13 protein-coding genes and 1 tRNA gene are annotated in these 15,932 nt (G+C 40.3%); 5 read left to right on the forward strand and 9 right to left on the reverse strand.

The features are described 5' to 3' along the window. Positions 1–28 precede the first annotated feature (28 nt). Together EAE91_RS13350 and EAE91_RS13355 are read right to left on the reverse strand one after the other, a co-directional pair. Positions 29–1,672 (reverse strand): ABC transporter substrate-binding protein, encoded by a 1,644-nt coding sequence (locus tag EAE91_RS13350; protein ID WP_214088924.1) that lies wholly within the window; start codon positions 1,670–1,672, stop codon positions 29–31. Between the two features lie 554 nt (positions 1,673–2,226). Next, on the reverse strand, positions 2,227–2,871 hold the full coding sequence (locus EAE91_RS13355) for a YchE family NAAT transporter (protein WP_214088925.1): 645 nt from the start codon (positions 2,869–2,871) through the stop codon (positions 2,227–2,229). 403 nt (positions 2,872–3,274) lie between these two features. On the opposite strand from EAE91_RS13355, the gene adhE reads away from it, so the two are divergent. Continuing rightward, on the forward strand, positions 3,275–5,908 hold the full coding sequence (adhE, locus tag EAE91_RS13360; protein ID WP_214088926.1) for a bifunctional acetaldehyde-CoA/alcohol dehydrogenase: 2,634 nt from the start codon (positions 3,275–3,277) through the stop codon (positions 5,906–5,908). Positions 5,909–6,038: 130 nt separating this feature from the next. Here the strand turns inward: adhE and EAE91_RS13365 are convergent, their stop codons facing one another. Next, positions 6,039–6,644, reverse strand: a complete 606-nt coding sequence (locus EAE91_RS13365; RefSeq protein WP_214088927.1) for a thymidine kinase — start codon at positions 6,642–6,644, stop codon at positions 6,039–6,041. Positions 6,645–7,288: 644 nt separating this feature from the next. Between EAE91_RS13365 and hns the strand changes: the two genes are divergently transcribed. Beyond that, positions 7,289–7,693 (forward strand): histone-like nucleoid-structuring protein H-NS, encoded by a 405-nt coding sequence (hns, locus tag EAE91_RS13370; RefSeq protein WP_214088928.1) that lies wholly within the window; start codon positions 7,289–7,291, stop codon positions 7,691–7,693. A 297-nt stretch (positions 7,694–7,990) separates the two neighbouring features. Here the strand turns inward: hns and EAE91_RS13375 are convergent, their stop codons facing one another. The 4 genes from EAE91_RS13375 to rssB form a co-directional block, all read right to left on the reverse strand. Then, entirely contained in the window at positions 7,991–9,004 is a 1,014-nt protein-coding gene (locus tag EAE91_RS13375) for an NAD-dependent epimerase (RefSeq protein WP_214088929.1), read from the reverse strand. Between the two features lie 8 nt (positions 9,005–9,012). Continuing rightward, a complete protein-coding gene (locus tag EAE91_RS13380; protein WP_214088930.1) occupies positions 9,013–10,356 on the reverse strand; it encodes a UDP-glucose dehydrogenase family protein in 1,344 nt (447 codons plus the stop codon). 23 nt (positions 10,357–10,379) lie between these two features. Continuing rightward, positions 10,380–11,312 carry a UTP--glucose-1-phosphate uridylyltransferase GalU gene (galU, locus tag EAE91_RS13385; protein WP_214088931.1) on the reverse strand — a complete coding sequence of 311 codons (933 nt, stop codon included), beginning with the start codon at positions 11,310–11,312 and terminating at the stop codon, positions 10,380–10,382. Between the two features lie 402 nt (positions 11,313–11,714). After that, the gene (rssB, locus tag EAE91_RS13390; RefSeq protein WP_214088932.1) at positions 11,715–12,740 is read right to left on the reverse strand and encodes a two-component system response regulator RssB; all 1,026 of its coding nucleotides are present in this window, start codon (positions 12,738–12,740) and stop codon (positions 11,715–11,717) included. 157 nt (positions 12,741–12,897) lie between these two features. On the opposite strand from rssB, the gene EAE91_RS13395 reads away from it, so the two are divergent. Then, complete coding sequence (locus tag EAE91_RS13395; RefSeq protein ID WP_214054204.1) at positions 12,898–13,377, forward strand: YchJ family protein; 480 nt, start codon at positions 12,898–12,900, stop codon at positions 13,375–13,377. 45 nt (positions 13,378–13,422) lie between these two features. Beyond that, the gene (gene purU / locus EAE91_RS13400; protein WP_214054203.1) at positions 13,423–14,271 is read left to right on the forward strand and encodes a formyltetrahydrofolate deformylase; all 849 of its coding nucleotides are present in this window, start codon (positions 13,423–13,425) and stop codon (positions 14,269–14,271) included. A 305-nt stretch (positions 14,272–14,576) separates the two neighbouring features. Here purU and EAE91_RS13405 read toward each other — a convergent pair whose 3' ends face one another. Together EAE91_RS13405 and EAE91_RS13410 are read right to left on the reverse strand one after the other, a co-directional pair. Further along, complete coding sequence (locus tag EAE91_RS13405) at positions 14,577–14,990, reverse strand: type II toxin-antitoxin system HicB family antitoxin (RefSeq protein WP_214088933.1); 414 nt, start codon at positions 14,988–14,990, stop codon at positions 14,577–14,579. 58 nt (positions 14,991–15,048) lie between these two features. Then, positions 15,049–15,300 (reverse strand): type II toxin-antitoxin system HicA family toxin, encoded by a 252-nt coding sequence (locus EAE91_RS13410; RefSeq protein ID WP_422615661.1) that lies wholly within the window; start codon positions 15,298–15,300, stop codon positions 15,049–15,051. A gap of 266 nt (positions 15,301–15,566) precedes the next feature. Here EAE91_RS13410 and EAE91_RS13420 point away from each other — a divergent pair. Then, positions 15,567–15,651, forward strand: a tRNA-Tyr gene (locus tag EAE91_RS13420). The last annotated feature ends 281 nt before the right edge of the window (positions 15,652–15,932 follow it).

Below are 15,932 nucleotides of genomic sequence, written 5' to 3' on the forward strand. Positions count from 1 at the left end.
AGGATCTCAGTAACTCTTTTGAATAAAGCTACTGTTTAATTTTTTTCATATACAGTCGCTTAATATCCATATAATCCAATGGGTCTTTCCCTGAAAACCCTCCCACTGATGGGCTAACAAGCCGTACACTCACCCGGTAATAAACGGGAATCAGCACCGAGTCTTTATCCAGTTGAGACTCAGCTTGTTGGTATAGTTTCTTACGCTCAATAGCGTCCTTAGCGATTAATGCCTGCTCCAGATAGCTATCAAAATTTTTATTTTGATAGAAAGTTGTGTTATTACTGCTGTCTGACAGCAACATGTTTAAAAACGCTGTAGGTTCATTGTAATCCGCGCACCAGGTTGCTCTGGTCACCTCGTAATTCCCCTGATGGCGGCTTTCAAGAGAAGTTTTCCATTCCTGATTCTGCAAAATCACATCCGCTCCCAGATTCTTTTTCCACATGGAAGCGGCGGCAATAGCCTGCTGTTTGTTTTGCTCAGAGGTGTTGTATAACAATGTGAACTTCAATGGATTCGTCTGATTAAAGCCGGCCTGAGCCAACAATTCTCTCGCTCGTTTATTACGCTGCTCCTGTGTCCAGTTAGCCCATTCTGGCTTAACAAAATCGCCGCCACCGATAAATGTTGGCGTAAAACCATAAGCTGGTATTTGCCCCTGCCCCATAATTTTCCCCGCAATAATCTCCCTGTCGAGACTTAACTTGACGGCTTCACGGACTCTGACATCAGTAAACGGCGGTTTTTTATTGTTAATTTCGTAATAAAACGTACAAAGGTAAGGACTGACACGAACCTGATCGGGGAGTTCTTTTTTCATTTTCTGATACAGAGTCGGCGGAATGGCGCTGTGGGTGATATTTATCTCTCCACTACGATAGCGGTTAATATCACTGGTTTCAGATTGAAGGGGTAAGAGAGTCGCTTGACCAATAACTGTTTTTGCATTATTCCAATATCGAGGATTGCGTTCGAGCACTATCCGCTCATTGACCACCCACTCTTTCAACGAATACGCCCCATTACCGACATAATTTTCTGGCAGCGTCCATTTATTACCTAATTTTTCAACCACATCCTTTTTCACCGGTTTCATTGCCGTATGGCTGAGCATACTGACGAAATAAGGCACGGGATGCGTTAAAGTAACTTGTAAACGATGATCATCCAGCGCTTTTACGCCTAACTGATCAGGAGATTTTTTACCCTTCAAAACATCACCAACATTTTCAACGTAAGCATGTTGAAGATAGCTGGCATAAGGTGAACCCACTTTGGGATCAGCTAATCGCTGCCAACTATAGACAAAATCGTGGGCAGTGACCGGCGCTCCATCACTCCATTTAGCATTATCACGCAGATAAAACGTCCATACCTTGTAATCCTGATTTTCCCAACGGGTCGCAACACCTGGCACGATTTCTCCCTCAGGGCCGGTACTCACTAGCCCTTCCAAGAGATTAAGAATAATGTTGGTTTCTGGTACACCTTCAACTTTATGTGGATCAAGCGAAGCAACTTCCGTGCCATTATTAATAATAATTTGCTGTTTATCCGCAAGTTTCACACCATCTGGAAGTTCAACGGCAGACACGGCTGTAACAAGAAACGCTGATAATAAAAATATACAGGAAATAAACTTATATAATTTTAATTGTTTGATCTTCATTTTTTTCCTCCAGTTTGATGGGCTTGCTCATTCCACATATCCCATCAAAGCCGGGATCTTCACATTATTTAGCCCAAAGTAACGGATTAAATATTAAAGCAGACTTATCATATCAGTCGTTAAAATATCGCTCCCATATTGCAAAAATCATCCTTACAAACAACTTAGTGCGACCTATTACATTAATTGATAAAACACGCCAATAACCATTATAACTAATTGATATGCATGAAATTACCAACTTTAAACTTAACTAAAATAGTAAACAAATCTAGACCAAAGATGAAAATAAACATAATTTTAACAAATTGCAATCAATGCAAATTAAAAACCTACATTCATCACAAAACAATGGTGGAAGCAACCAGTTACACATAGAGCTAATAGAAAAGAATAATTTAGAAAAATATTGGGTTATTTGTATAAAATTCAGGGAGTACCGGCAAAAGAAGCAGGAAAAGCCTATGATATAAGCTTTATAATAAAAATGATAAGAATATTATAATTTGTAATTTCACCAGAAAGAAAACTAACATCTTTTATCGTCAATCGTATCAAAGCAATCCTGGGAATAGTGCTTTGATCCCTGTCACAATCAGTTCAATCCCCAAAGACATCAACAGTAGCCCCATAATTCGAGTGATAACGTTAATGCCCGTTTGACCAAGGTATTTGACGACTAAAGGTGCAGATCGAAATAATAACCAGCAGCAAAAAGCGAACAATGCACTAGTAAGCGCCAATCCAATAAAATTCTGCCATCCCTGATAACGAGAACTCCAAACAATACAAGAACTGATTGCACCGGGACCTGCCATTAACGGCAATGCCAGCGGCACAACCCCAACACTTTCTCTAATGGCGGTTTCTGATTTTTCCTGCTTATTCTGTTTGTCCTCTCCGAGCTTACCGTTAATCATCGACATCGCGATGGTCACCACCAAAATCCCACCAGCAATACGAAAAGAGTCAATGGAAATGCCAAACATACGCAGTATCGAATCCCCCAACAACAAAGCTGTCCATAAAATGATGGCAACAGAAATATTGGCAATAAAATTGGTTCTATTACGAGCCGACTGCGCTTGATAATGCGTCATACTAATAAAAACCGGCAAAATACCCACAGGATTGACCAGTGCAAACAAGCCAACAAAAAACTTAATGTAACCAGAAAAATCCAGCAGTAAGTCACCCACAAATAACCTCTACAGAGTTACGCTGTGTTATTAAAAATACTCTCATGACCGCTTACCCAAGAATCATAGAAAACTTAATTTTTTCTTCACTTTATACTGGCGAAGCCCCATTTTCCATCGATCGTAACGCATTTTCCAATTTAAAATATCTTATATAACAAACTGTTAACCCAATATTTTCATTAGATTAAAAATTCAATCTTTTAACTCTATTTCCCCCCATAATAATTATCACTGACCTAAGCTGAAAGGAGTCAGCTTGGAATTTATGTGATTAAGATCAATATATACTTAATACCAAATGGTAACCTGTAGCTACCAAAAAATCACCAAGCTAAATAGTCTAAAAAATACTTATTCATTGATATTAAAAGATTTTTAATATTTTCAGGAGTACTTCTTTATGGCTGTAACTCATATTACTGAACTGGACAAATTGGTTACCAAGGTAAAAAAAGCACAACGTGAATTTGCTAACTTTTCTCAGGAGCAAGTTGACAAAATCTTCCGCGCTGCGGCCCTTGCAGCAGCAGACGCACGTATTCCTTTAGCAAAATTAGCCGTAGCAGAATCCGGTATGGGCATTGTCGAAGACAAAGTAATCAAAAACCACTTTGCCTCCGAATATATCTATAACGCTTATAAAGATGATAAAACCTGCGGCATTTTGTCTGAAGACAAAACATTCGGCACCATCACTATCGCTGAGCCTATTGGCTTAATCTGCGGTATCGTGCCAACTACCAACCCAACATCTACCGCTATTTTTAAGGCCCTTATCAGCCTAAAAACCCGTAACGGCATTATTCTCTCCCCACACCCTCGCGCTAAAAAAGCAACAATCAAAGCAGCGGAATTAGTTCTATTCGCTGCGGTTGCGGCGGGTGCGCCAAAAGATATTATTGGCTGGATTGATGAACCCTCTGTTGAACTTTCCAACGCATTGATGCACCACCAGGACATCAATCTAATCCTGGCGACCGGTGGTCCCGGTATGGTAAAAGCGGCATACAGCTCTGGTAAACCCGCAATCGGCGTCGGTGCCGGTAACACCCCAGTTGTCATTGATGAATCGGCTGATATTAAACGTGCTATTGCGTCTATTCTGATGTCCAAAACCTTTGACAACGGCGTCATCTGTGCTTCAGAGCAGTCTGTTATTGTGGTGGATGCTGTTTATGAACAGGTTCGTAAACGATTTTTTACACATGGCGGTTATCTGTTACAAGGCGAGGAACTGAAAGCTGTTCAAAATATCATTCTAAAAAACGGTTCTCTAAATGCGGAGATTGTTGGTCAACCTGCAACAAAAATTGCCGAGATGGCAGGCATTAATGTTCCTGAAAGGACCAAGATCTTAATTGGCGAAGTGAGTTTGATTGATGAAACTGAGCCTTTTGCTCACGAAAAACTCTCCCCATTGCTCGCTATGTACTGGGGTAATAGCTTTGAAGATGCCGTAGAAAAGGCAGAAAAATTAGTTGAAATGGGTGGAATTGGTCACACTTCCTGCTTGTATACCGATCAGGACAATCAGGCGGCGCGAATCAAGTATTTCGGCGATAAAATGAAAACAGCTCGTATTTTAGTGAATACACCGGCTTCTCAGGGAGGCATCGGTGATCTCTACAACTTCAAACTTGCTCCATCTCTGACACTAGGTTGTGGCTCTTGGGGAGGTAATTCCATCTCTGAAAATGTAGGACCCAAACACCTCATCAACACCAAAACCGTGGCAAAAAGAGCAGAAAATATGCTGTGGCATAAACTTCCGAAATCAATTTACTTCCGTCGCGGTTCTCTGCCTGTGGCATTAGAAGAAGTTGCAACCGACGGTGCAAAACGCGCCTTTATCGTAACAGACCGTTTTTTATTCAATCATGGTTATGCTGATCAAGTCACTGATGTGCTGAAATCCCACGGGATAGAAACAGAAGTTTTCTTTGAAGTTGAAGCAGATCCTACTCTAAGCACTGTTCGTAAAGGTGCGGCACAAATGCACTCATTCAAACCGGATATCATTATTGCCCTAGGGGGAGGTTCCCCAATGGATGCGGCCAAAATTATGTGGGTGATGTATGAACATCCTGAAACTCATTTCGAAGAGCTAGCTCTACGATTTATGGATATCCGTAAACGCATCTATAGATTCCCCAAAATGGGGATTAAAGCGAAAATGGTAGCCATTACCACAACTTCCGGTACCGGTTCTGAAGTAACACCATTTGCAGTTGTTACTGATGATGCAACCGGCCAAAAATATCCGCTGGCTGATTATGAATTGACTCCTAATATAGCTATCGTTGATGCCAATCTTGTAATGGATATGCCGAAATCACTATGTGCTTTCGGTGGACTGGATGCCATCACCCATTCTCTGGAAGCTTACGTATCGGTCTTAGCAAACGAATATTCTGACGGACAAGCACTGCAAGCGCTAAAACTACTAAAAGAGTTCCTTCCTGCCAGTTATCACGAAGGTGCCACTAACCCAGTTGCCCGTGAACGGGTCCATAATGCAGCCACTATTGCAGGGATTGCATTTGCTAACGCTTTCTTGGGTGTATGTCACTCAATGGCGCATAAACTAGGTTCTGAATTCCATATCCCTCATGGCCTGGCTAACGCACTGCTAATTTGTAACGTTATTCGCTATAACGCTAACGATAACCCAACCAAACAGACTGCATTCAGCCAATATGACCGCCCACAGGCTCGCCGCCGTTACGCTGAAATTGCCGATCACCTCGGATTATCCGCCACAGGTGACCGCACTGTTACCAAAATCGAAAAATTGTTAGCCTGGCTAGAACAGCTCAAATCTGAGCTAGGTATTCCAACATCTATCCGCGAAGCGGGCGTTCAAGAGGCTGACTTCCTGGCAAAAATTGATAAGTTATCTGAAGATGCTTTCGACGACCAATGTACCGGCGCTAATCCACGCTACCCGCTGATTTCTGAGCTGAAACAATTGCTGTTGGATTCATACTATGGGCGAGAATTCATAGAAACTGTTGCAACAGAGGAAAGCCGGTAAGAACAAATTTATTAACTGATTAAATACCACTTAAGGGTGCTGATATCAGCGCCCTTTAACTTACCTCTGCCCTATTGTTAATACAAACTCTCAAACAGAACATCTGACCGCTTCATAGAAAAGCTATCCATTACATGTTGCTTCTTTTACTTTTTCTCGCCTCACTGACAGCATCCATATAGTGCTTACGGCAAACAGAAACATATTTTTCATTGCCACCGATATCAACTTGCTCGCCATCATAAATGACCACACCGTCACTATCCAAACGTAATGTACGGTTTGCCTTGCGTCCACAGTAACAGATAGTTTTCAATTCAACTAACTTATCAGCCCACGCCAAAAGATACTGGCTACCGCTAAAAAGCTCGCCCCTAAAATCAGTTCTCAGCCCATAACAAAGAACCGGAATATCATCATAATCAGTCACCTTACATAGCTGTTCAATCTGTGCTTTCGTGAGAAAATGGCACTCATCAATCAGCACACAATGCACTTTTGCCTGCTTATTTTCATTCCTGATCAACTCACCAATATCCGTCTGTTGACTAAACAACAGCGCATCAGCAGATAATCCAATCCGAGAATTGACTTTTCCCTTCTCAAACCGGGTGTCAATTTCTGCGGTAAACACCAGCGTTCTCATCCCTCTTTCATTATAGTTATAAGACGATTGCAACAGGGATGTCGATTTCCCAGCATTCATTGCGGAGTAATAAAAATAAAGTTGAGCCATCAGCCCTACCCCTTAACAAAATTTATAAAGCCATATAGTCAGATGAGTTTACCATAAACTTTAGGCGTGATTATCCATCCCAGTGAGCCGCACCGGTTGGTATAGCGAAATATTTAGCTTAGTGATGTCTTAATGATTCATGACCTCCATCACACCAGCCGAGTAATAAAGCGCATTTGAATGACAAATGTTCATGTTTAAATTAAGAAATGAAAGCCAGGTTGATTTGTTGCATATCGTATGCAAATTAATAATATGCGTGATTTACCTCCAGAAAATGGTAACGGTAAATCAGCGATAACTCATGGATTAGTCATAAGTTTTTTTTAACTTAGTATTATTCTGCTTTAGCGGGTATGATAAGAAACAGTTAAAATTACTTACCGATTTAGTATATACCTGGTTTATAAATTAGAGAGATTATCATGTCACCTCTTTGTTAAAGGTACCCTGAACATGTTATTGGGGAATGACAATCGAAATAGCTGTATAAAAAGCGCTATATAACTTTTGTAAAGAAATTACGTTTAAAAAAAAGAGCCATTTTATCCGAATATGATAAATTGACTATTGCAGAAAATAAAATAGCATTCTATTATTATATCCACATCAGCCATCATCATTAATAATTTGAGACCAGGACAATGAGCGATTTAAAAACCCTAAATAACATCCGTACTTTACGAGCTCAAGCAAGAGAATGCCAACTTGAGTTCTTGGATGAAATACTTGAAAAACTGACCGTCGTTGTTGAAGAGCGTCGTGAAGAAGAAAGTCAGGTACAAGCTGAATTAGAAGAACGTACACGTAAATTGGAAGAAGTTCGTAAAATGATTCTTGACCAAGGAATTGATCCAAGCGAATTACTTCAGACAATGAGCGCCGGCAAATCTGCTGGTAAAGCAAAACGTCCTGCTCGTCCAGCTAAATACCAATATGTTGATACAAACGGTGAAACTAAAACTTGGACTGGCCAAGGACGTACACCTGCCGTTATCAAAAAAGCAATTGAAGAAGAAGGAAGAACCCTGGAAAGTTTCTTACTCTAATTCATTGTTTTTAAAGTTAATTTAATTAAAAACACCCTTTTAAAATAGAAGGGTGTTTTTATTATTAAACAGCTTAGATAACAAAAGAATTAATGTCTATTGAATGAGCGTGTATAAGTATCCTTGGGAAGGATTTAGTCGGATTGCACGTTTTTCTATCATTTCTTTACGATAAAGCAGGCTAGTTACTCGTTTAGCCAATGCCTGGGTAAATTAATAGTCAAACAGACGTAACTATTTACTTCCCTCTGGTCACTGTCGTTGATTCAATAGAAAAGGAGCCAATGGCTCCTTATCTTATTTAGACTTATGATAGAAACTCAAATACCACTCTACAAACTGCTTCACACCCTGCTTCACAGGTGTATTTGGTGCAAACCCTATTTTTTGGAAAATGTCACTTGAGTCAGCACAGGTAGACAGAACATCACCATCTTGCATGGGCATAAAATTTTTCTTAGCCTGAATGCCTAATGATTCTTCTATTGCCTCAATAAAATCACCTAGTCTAGTTGGTTGACCATTACCAATATTATAAATACAGTAAGGGGCAGAGCTGGCAGATATTTGTCCATCTTCAACCGTCCAGCTCTCATTTGGTACGGGAATGATGTCCTGCAATCTGATTATTGATTCAACGATATCATCTATATAAGTAAAATCTCTAACCATATTGCCGTGGTTATAAACATCAATAGGCTGCCCTGATAACATAGCCTTGGTGAACTTAAATAAAGCCATATCTGGACGTCCCCACGGGCCATATACGGTAAAAAAACGCAAGCCCGTTGTTGGCAACTGATAAAGATGAGAGTAACTGTGAGACATTAATTCATCTGACTTTTTCGTTGCCGCATATAGTGAAACTGGATGATCAACTGAATCGTTTGTAGAAAACGGTTGCTTTCTATTTAATCCATAAACAGAACTAGAAGAAGAATATAATAAATGCTCAACATTATTGTGACGGCAACCTTCCAGAATATTGATATGCCCTATTATATTCGAATCAATGTAAGCCATTGGGTTTTGCAACGAATAGCGAACACCCGCCTGAGCTCCTAGGTGGATAACTCGCTGAAATTGGTGTCGAGAAAAAAGATCGGGAATGGCTATTCTGTCAGCTAAATCCAGCTTTTCAAATTTAAAACCTGGCTTATCAAATAATAGATCTAACCGTGCTTGTTTGAGACTCACATCATAATAGTCATTAAGGTTGTCGATACCTACAACCTCATGCCCCATTTGTAATAATCTCTGGCTAACATGAAAGCCAATAAAACCAGCAGCACCTGTGACTAAGAATTTCATTGTATTACTCAGATAACTGGATTAATGGATGCACCACGACCAATCCCATAATAAGTAAAACCCCGGGATTGCAGGCGTTCAGGATCATAGAGATTCCGGCCATCAAAGATAACCGGCGTTTTGAGAGACGCTTTGATGGCATCAAAATCTGGTGCACGAAAACTTTGCCATTCCGTACAAATGATCAAGGCATCGGCCCCCTTAAGCGCCGCTTCTTTGGTCCCCATCAATAATAGATCATCGCGCTGACCATAAATACGCTGAGCTTCCTGCATCGCCTCAGGATCGTAAGCCTGTATTTTGGCTCCCGCCTGCCATAATGCTTCCATCAAAACACGGCTTGACGCTTCTCGCATATCATCGGTATTCGGTTTGAACGATAATCCCCAGACAGAAAATGTCTTACCGGATAAATCTTCACCGAAATGGCGCGTTACAAAAGAAGGCAATTTATGCTTTTGCAGTTCATTCACTTGCTCTACAGCACGAAGAATTTTAGGCTGATAACCAATTTGCTCTGCGGTACGAATCAACGCTTGCACATCTTTTGGGAAACAGGAGCCACCATAACCACAGCCTGGATAGATAAAATGATAGCCAATACGGGAATCAGAACCAATTCCTTGACGAACATGCTCGATGTCAGCACCAAGCATTTCAGCTAAATTAGATATCTCATTCATAAAACTGATTTTCGTTGCCAACATACAGTTAGCCGCATACTTCGTCAGTTCTGCACTACGGATATCCATCACAATCATACGATCATGATTACGATTAAATGGTTCGTACAATTCATGCATCAGGTCAACAACTCTTTCATTGTCGCACCCAATAATAATCCGCTCAGGACGCATACAATCTGCAACAGCCGCACCTTCTTTAAGGAACTCAGGGTTAGAAACCACATCAAATGGAATATCAATATTACGTTGACGCAGAGTCTCATTAACAACGGCATTAACTTTATCTGCGGTACCAACAGGAACCGTAGATTTATCAATAATAACCTTATAGCTATCCATATATTCGGCAATAGTACGGGCAACCGCTGTCACATACTTTAAATCTGCTGAACCATCTTCATCAGGAGGAGTGCCGACAGCAATAAATTGTAATTTACCGTGCGCAACACCGGCCTTTGCATCCGTACTAAAATTCAGGCGGCCTTCTTCATAATTTTTTTTAACCAGCGGAGCTAAGCCAGGTTCAAAAATGGGAATTTGACCATTTTTCAAATGTTCAACTTTATTTGCATCTATATCAATACAAAGAACATCATGACCGACTTCTGCTAAAACCGCCGCCTGAACCAAGCCAACATAACCAATACCAAATACCGTAACTTTCATATGATACCCAAATTTCCGTAAAATTATTCTTTAACCCGATCCTGTAAAGCTACTAACCAATCAGTAAACTCTTTGCCCAAGGCATGATGTTTCATACCATACCGGACAAATGCCTGCATATAACCAAGTTTGTTGCCGCAATCATGGCTTACACCTTGCAAGTGATAGGCTTCCACGGACTCCTTTTCTATTAACATAGCAATTGCATCAGTAAGTTGAATTTCATCACCGGCACCTGGCGCTGTTTTTGCTAATAATGGCCAAATTTTCTCGGACAACACATAACGGCCAACAATAGAAAGGTTTGATGGTGCTTCTTTCGGTTTAGGTTTCTCAACCACGCGCTTAATTGGTTTACTGTCACCGGGTTGCAGATTTTCTCCCTGGCAATCGACAATACCATAACTAGAAACATCTTCATGAGGCACAGGTTCTACTAATATTTGGCTGGTACCTGTTTCATTATACCGAACCAACATTTCGCTCAGATTATATTTAGTCAGATCTGCACTAAATTCATCAAGAATAACATCAGGGAGTATCACAGCAAAAGGTTCATCACCAATTAAAGGCTTGGCACACAACACCGCGTGCCCTAATCCTTTAGCAATTCCCTGACGAGTTTGCATGATAGTGACATGACTTGGACAAATAGATTGAACTTCGTCCAATAACTGACGTTTCACCCTTTTCTCTAGGATAGCTTCTAACTCAAAACTGGTATCAAAATGATTTTCAATTGAATTTTTTGATGAATGAGTCACCAAGATAATTTCATTAATGCCAGCGGCAATACATTCATTAACGACATACTGAATAAGAGGCTTATCCACTAAGGGCAACATCTCTTTAGGAATTGCTTTCGTAGCAGGTAGCATCCTCGTCCCCAAGCCCGCTACAGGAATAACGGCTTTCTTTACTATTTTGTTTACTAATAGTTTGTTTACTGATGGCATTAATTTTTCTCCCGATGTTTCTTGGCTGAAACAAATCCGTCGTCAACTCAAAATCACAAAATCAGTGCCGATTCTTTAATAAGGCACCAGTATTACTGATCATTTTGTGTCAATAAACCGCGCACACGAACAGTGCACAGAAACCGATGCATACACAGAGTTCACTGCTTCCGTTTACCCCTCTGACTACCCAAAAAGATATCACTTTTACCTGAGCAGCGCTAAATCCGCTCTTTGCAGTAAAGAGCGGCGAATAAAATAGCCTGATTAGATAGACTCCAAGCATAATAGGCGGAGTATACCAGCTAACTCTCTCCGATAAACAGCACCATTCCATTTAATTACATTACCGTGACCTAATGTTTAAAATCCATTTTAAACAAAATTCCACCCTGGTAATATTCATCCAGAATACATTGAAGAAAGCATCAGATTTATTTGACTATTTGTATTCCAAATCCGGCATTGCCATTCAGCACTATGAGAACAAACTTGATTCGAACAAATCGTTCTCAACGTCCCAAGAGGAACACCACTATCTAATTGGATTTGGCGATTACCCGACTTAATACTGGCATTTAACCCTGCGGAAGTGAGCAGAACCGTTTTATTGATTGTATGATAATACCCAAGCAGCAATGGAAATTGCCCTTGTAACCCTGCACCTTCTAACAAGTTATTAATTCTATTTAAAATACCTGCCATACTGGGTAAACGCCGGGAATGGTGGACGATATGCTCCTGTAACAGACTGTTAAATATGACTCTAAGTAATAATGCTGAAATCACACCATACTCTTTTGAACGACTAATATCTAGACAATAAAAAGCTAATTCATTGTCAGATAACGCTGCCATATCGAGAATCAATCCTGGTTTATCAATTATATTTAATTTTCGATAATTGACTTTACAGTGAGCAATCACTTGAGAAACTGGAGGTTGTAACTGCTTAAGCATATTTAATGCTTCATCTGAATTATGCTTTAGGGTTAACCAATCTTTATTCAAGTTATTCTGTTCAATCGCACCAGACACAAAGACCGTAGGATGTAAATAGGCCAACACCGATTTTTTTATCTCATTAAGATCTGAAACAGGTTTTAATAAAACATCTTTTGCCCCCAAACGAAGCACCTCATCAATTTCGGCCATCTTGTTAGTTGCTGAAATAATAATAACTGGAATACTAATACCCTCATTCGTCAATTTCGCAATAAATTCAATGCCATTCATAACCGGCATATCCAAATCACATAAAATAAGTTCAATATGAGCTTCGCGTCCTAGCACCTGTAGTGCAACAGCCCCATTAGATGCGACTAATACCTTAGCGCCCAACGTCCGCAAGTACCCTGCCAGTAAAGAACAAAAAACAGGTTCGTCCTCCACAACCAGAATTTTTTTGCCTGCCAATGCCTTTTCCATAAATGCGCTCCCTTACCTTAATATTGCGACCTTCACCTTTTCTTAGGTACTATCACTCATATTAGTTCAATTAAGTGACTATCATTTGTTCTCTTACGTTTCTTTGCAATAGAAAACCCATAAAAATGGTATTTCACCCTTTACAATTGGAGTTATTTTGACAGAGCTATGTCCTTGTGGTAGCGGAATAGATTTTGCGGATTGCTGTTCCCCTTATCTTCAAAACATAAAATTTGCCCCAACCGCCGAATCACTGATGCGTTCTCGGTACAGTGCCTATGTAAAGCACAACGCCGATTATCTTATTACCAGTTGGCATCCTGACTGCCAGGCTGAAAAGTGGCGTTTAGATATAGAACAGAGTTTTTTTGTTACTCAGTGGCTTGGACTAAATGTCATTACAACTGAAAAAGGCAAAAATGATAACGAAGCCTATGTTGAATTTTCAGCTTGCTTTCTTGATCAGAAATCCCAAGATAAGCAACTTATTCATGAGCGTTCACGTTTTCTCCGTATAGACCAGCGTTGGTACTATATTGATGGTGTAAAACCTATTGATGGTGTAAAACCTCAAATTGGCCGTAACAGTCCCTGCCCATGTGGTTCAGGTAAAAAATACAAAAAATGTTGTGGTTAAGGTCCACAAACAGAAAACGAAAAATATTTAAGGATAATCCCATCTATGCAACATCAACATATACAAAAGAAAATTCTACGCACTATTTGCCCTGATGCCAAAGGACTGATCGCCAAAATTACTAATATTTGCTACAAACACCAACTGAATATAGTTCAGAATAATGAATTCGTCGATCATCGCACTAGCCGCTTTTTTATGCGTACAGAGCTTGAAGGAATTTTCAATGATGAGACATTTCTTGCTGATTTAGATGATGCGCTTCCGGTGGGTTCACAACGGGAATTAAATAGTGCGGGGCGTCGTCGCATTGTTATTATGGTGACAAAAGAAGCGCATTGTCTTGGGGATTTGCTCATGAAAAGCGCTTATGATGGGCTTGATGTTGAAATTGCTGCGGTTATCGGCAACCATGCAACATTACAATCGTTGGTTGAGCAGTTTGGCATTCCTTTCCATTTAATTAGTCATGAAGGTTTAACCCGTGAACAACATGATGAAAAACTGATTGCCCAGATTGACCAATACAAACCTGACTACGTGGTATTAGCTAAATACATGCGAGTACTGACACCAGAATTTGTCCAGCATTATCCAAATCAGATTATTAACATTCACCACTCCTTTTTACCTGCATTTATCGGAGCGCGTCCTTACCATCAGGCTTACGAGAGAGGGGTAAAAATTATCGGAGCGACAGCGCACTATGTGAATAATAATCTGGATGAAGGTCCAATTATTACTCAGAAGGTCATTAACATAGACCATACATACACTGCTGAAGATATGATGAGAGCGGGCCGGGATGTTGAAAAAAATGCTCTGAGCCATGCTCTATATTGGGTTCTTGCTCAGCGGGTTTTTGTTTACGGCAACCGTACTGTAATCCTTTAAAACTGAATTAATTGGGTCCAAAAGCAGCACACAGTAGCTTCTTTTCAAGCACATGCTTTACAGCGGCGATTTATTTAATGTGATCCAGCCGCTGTAAGCAGTACATATACCCTATGGATTTCAAGTTGCATCGCGGCGGCAAGGGAGAGAATCCCCGGGAGCATAGATAACTATGTGACCGGGGTGAGCGAGTGCAGCCAACAAAGAGGCAACTTGAAAGATAACGGGTATATACAAGTACAGATTTAAACGCTGTTAAATTAAGCCTCATAAAAAAACATGAGGCTGATTGATCATAATTATTGCTAAATACCATTTTGCAATTCATGCAAAGCAGCCACTTGCAAAAAGTGGCTACGATTCTTGTACAGGTTTGGGCTTGCTTTAACTTGATCATCGATTTTCTTTGATAACAAATCAGGCAGAGTGACATTGAATTTTGTCGATTTACCTAAATATGGTTCAACATCAATGTCAATTACAGCCCATGCCCACCCTGAGTATTCCTCATCTTTGATCCAGTAATCCAATGGCTTTGCTTCAGGGGGTAATTGGTTCATTTCGGCCAACAACTCTAAATGCCCAGAGATAGCTTCCTTGGCGTTTTTTATTGTATCCTCCATTGAATCACCCGCCGAGAAACAACCTGATATATCGGGCACAACCACGCCGTAAGCGTGGTTCTCATCACCAATTTCAATCGCAATAGGATATAACACGTTATACTCCTCCAATAATTTTAAGAAATTTGATTAGTGCAGATGCAGATAAGGAGGCTTATAGCCCCACTTGCTTCTGTATTTTCCTAAGCAATCCCACTTTGATTTCCTGTTTGGGATGCGGAATTGTCAACAAATCATTACGTCCAGGGTGCTTAAAATGATGATGGCTCCCGTTGATTCTTACCAGCCCCCCCCTTTTCTCAACTTCTTTGATTAAATCTGTACTTCTCAAATCAACTCCTATCTGTTTAATCTGGCAATAATCACAACCCCAATAACTCCAAATATCAATAAAAAATAACCTCAATAACCCTATTTAAATTAGGTTTGAGTTGAGCGCAGCGAAACAACAATGCGGCGCTTGCGACGCGTTGGCCCGCAAGGGCGAGGAACGCAGTGACGAGTCATCCTTCCCCTGCCACCAGTAAACAAACGACTTATTTGCTCACAACAGGATCAATAAGGATAGAAAACCAGCATATAGTTACTTATTTTTAAATATCTACTTTACAGCAGCGGTTCATTTGGTATGATTCCGTCCGCCGTAAGTAACAGCGATACATTTCAAAATTTGGTGGGGTTCCCGAGCGGCCAAAGGGAGCAGACTGTAAATCTGCCGTCATAGACTTCGAAGGTTCGAATCCTTCCCCCACCACCACAAATACTTCTTAGCACCCAATATACCCTTACTCCTCCGAAGACAGACAACCTACAGCAACCCTCCTAAATTATCTATCCTTAAACAGCTCCAGAGACTAGCTAACATCTTTAAAAGAACTTAGTAAAAAGCGCTTACCAAACCTAAATATATTCACAATCATATTTCCCATCACACCTTTATGTGAAACTTAACATTTCTCAACAACCAATAACAAACCATATAAATCAAATAATTACAACAAAAACCACTTTCAAAAAGCTGATATTCGAATGTGATAA

Source organism: Photorhabdus noenieputensis (genome assembly GCF_018448935.1).
GTDB lineage: Bacteria > Pseudomonadota > Gammaproteobacteria > Enterobacterales > Enterobacteriaceae > Photorhabdus > Photorhabdus noenieputensis.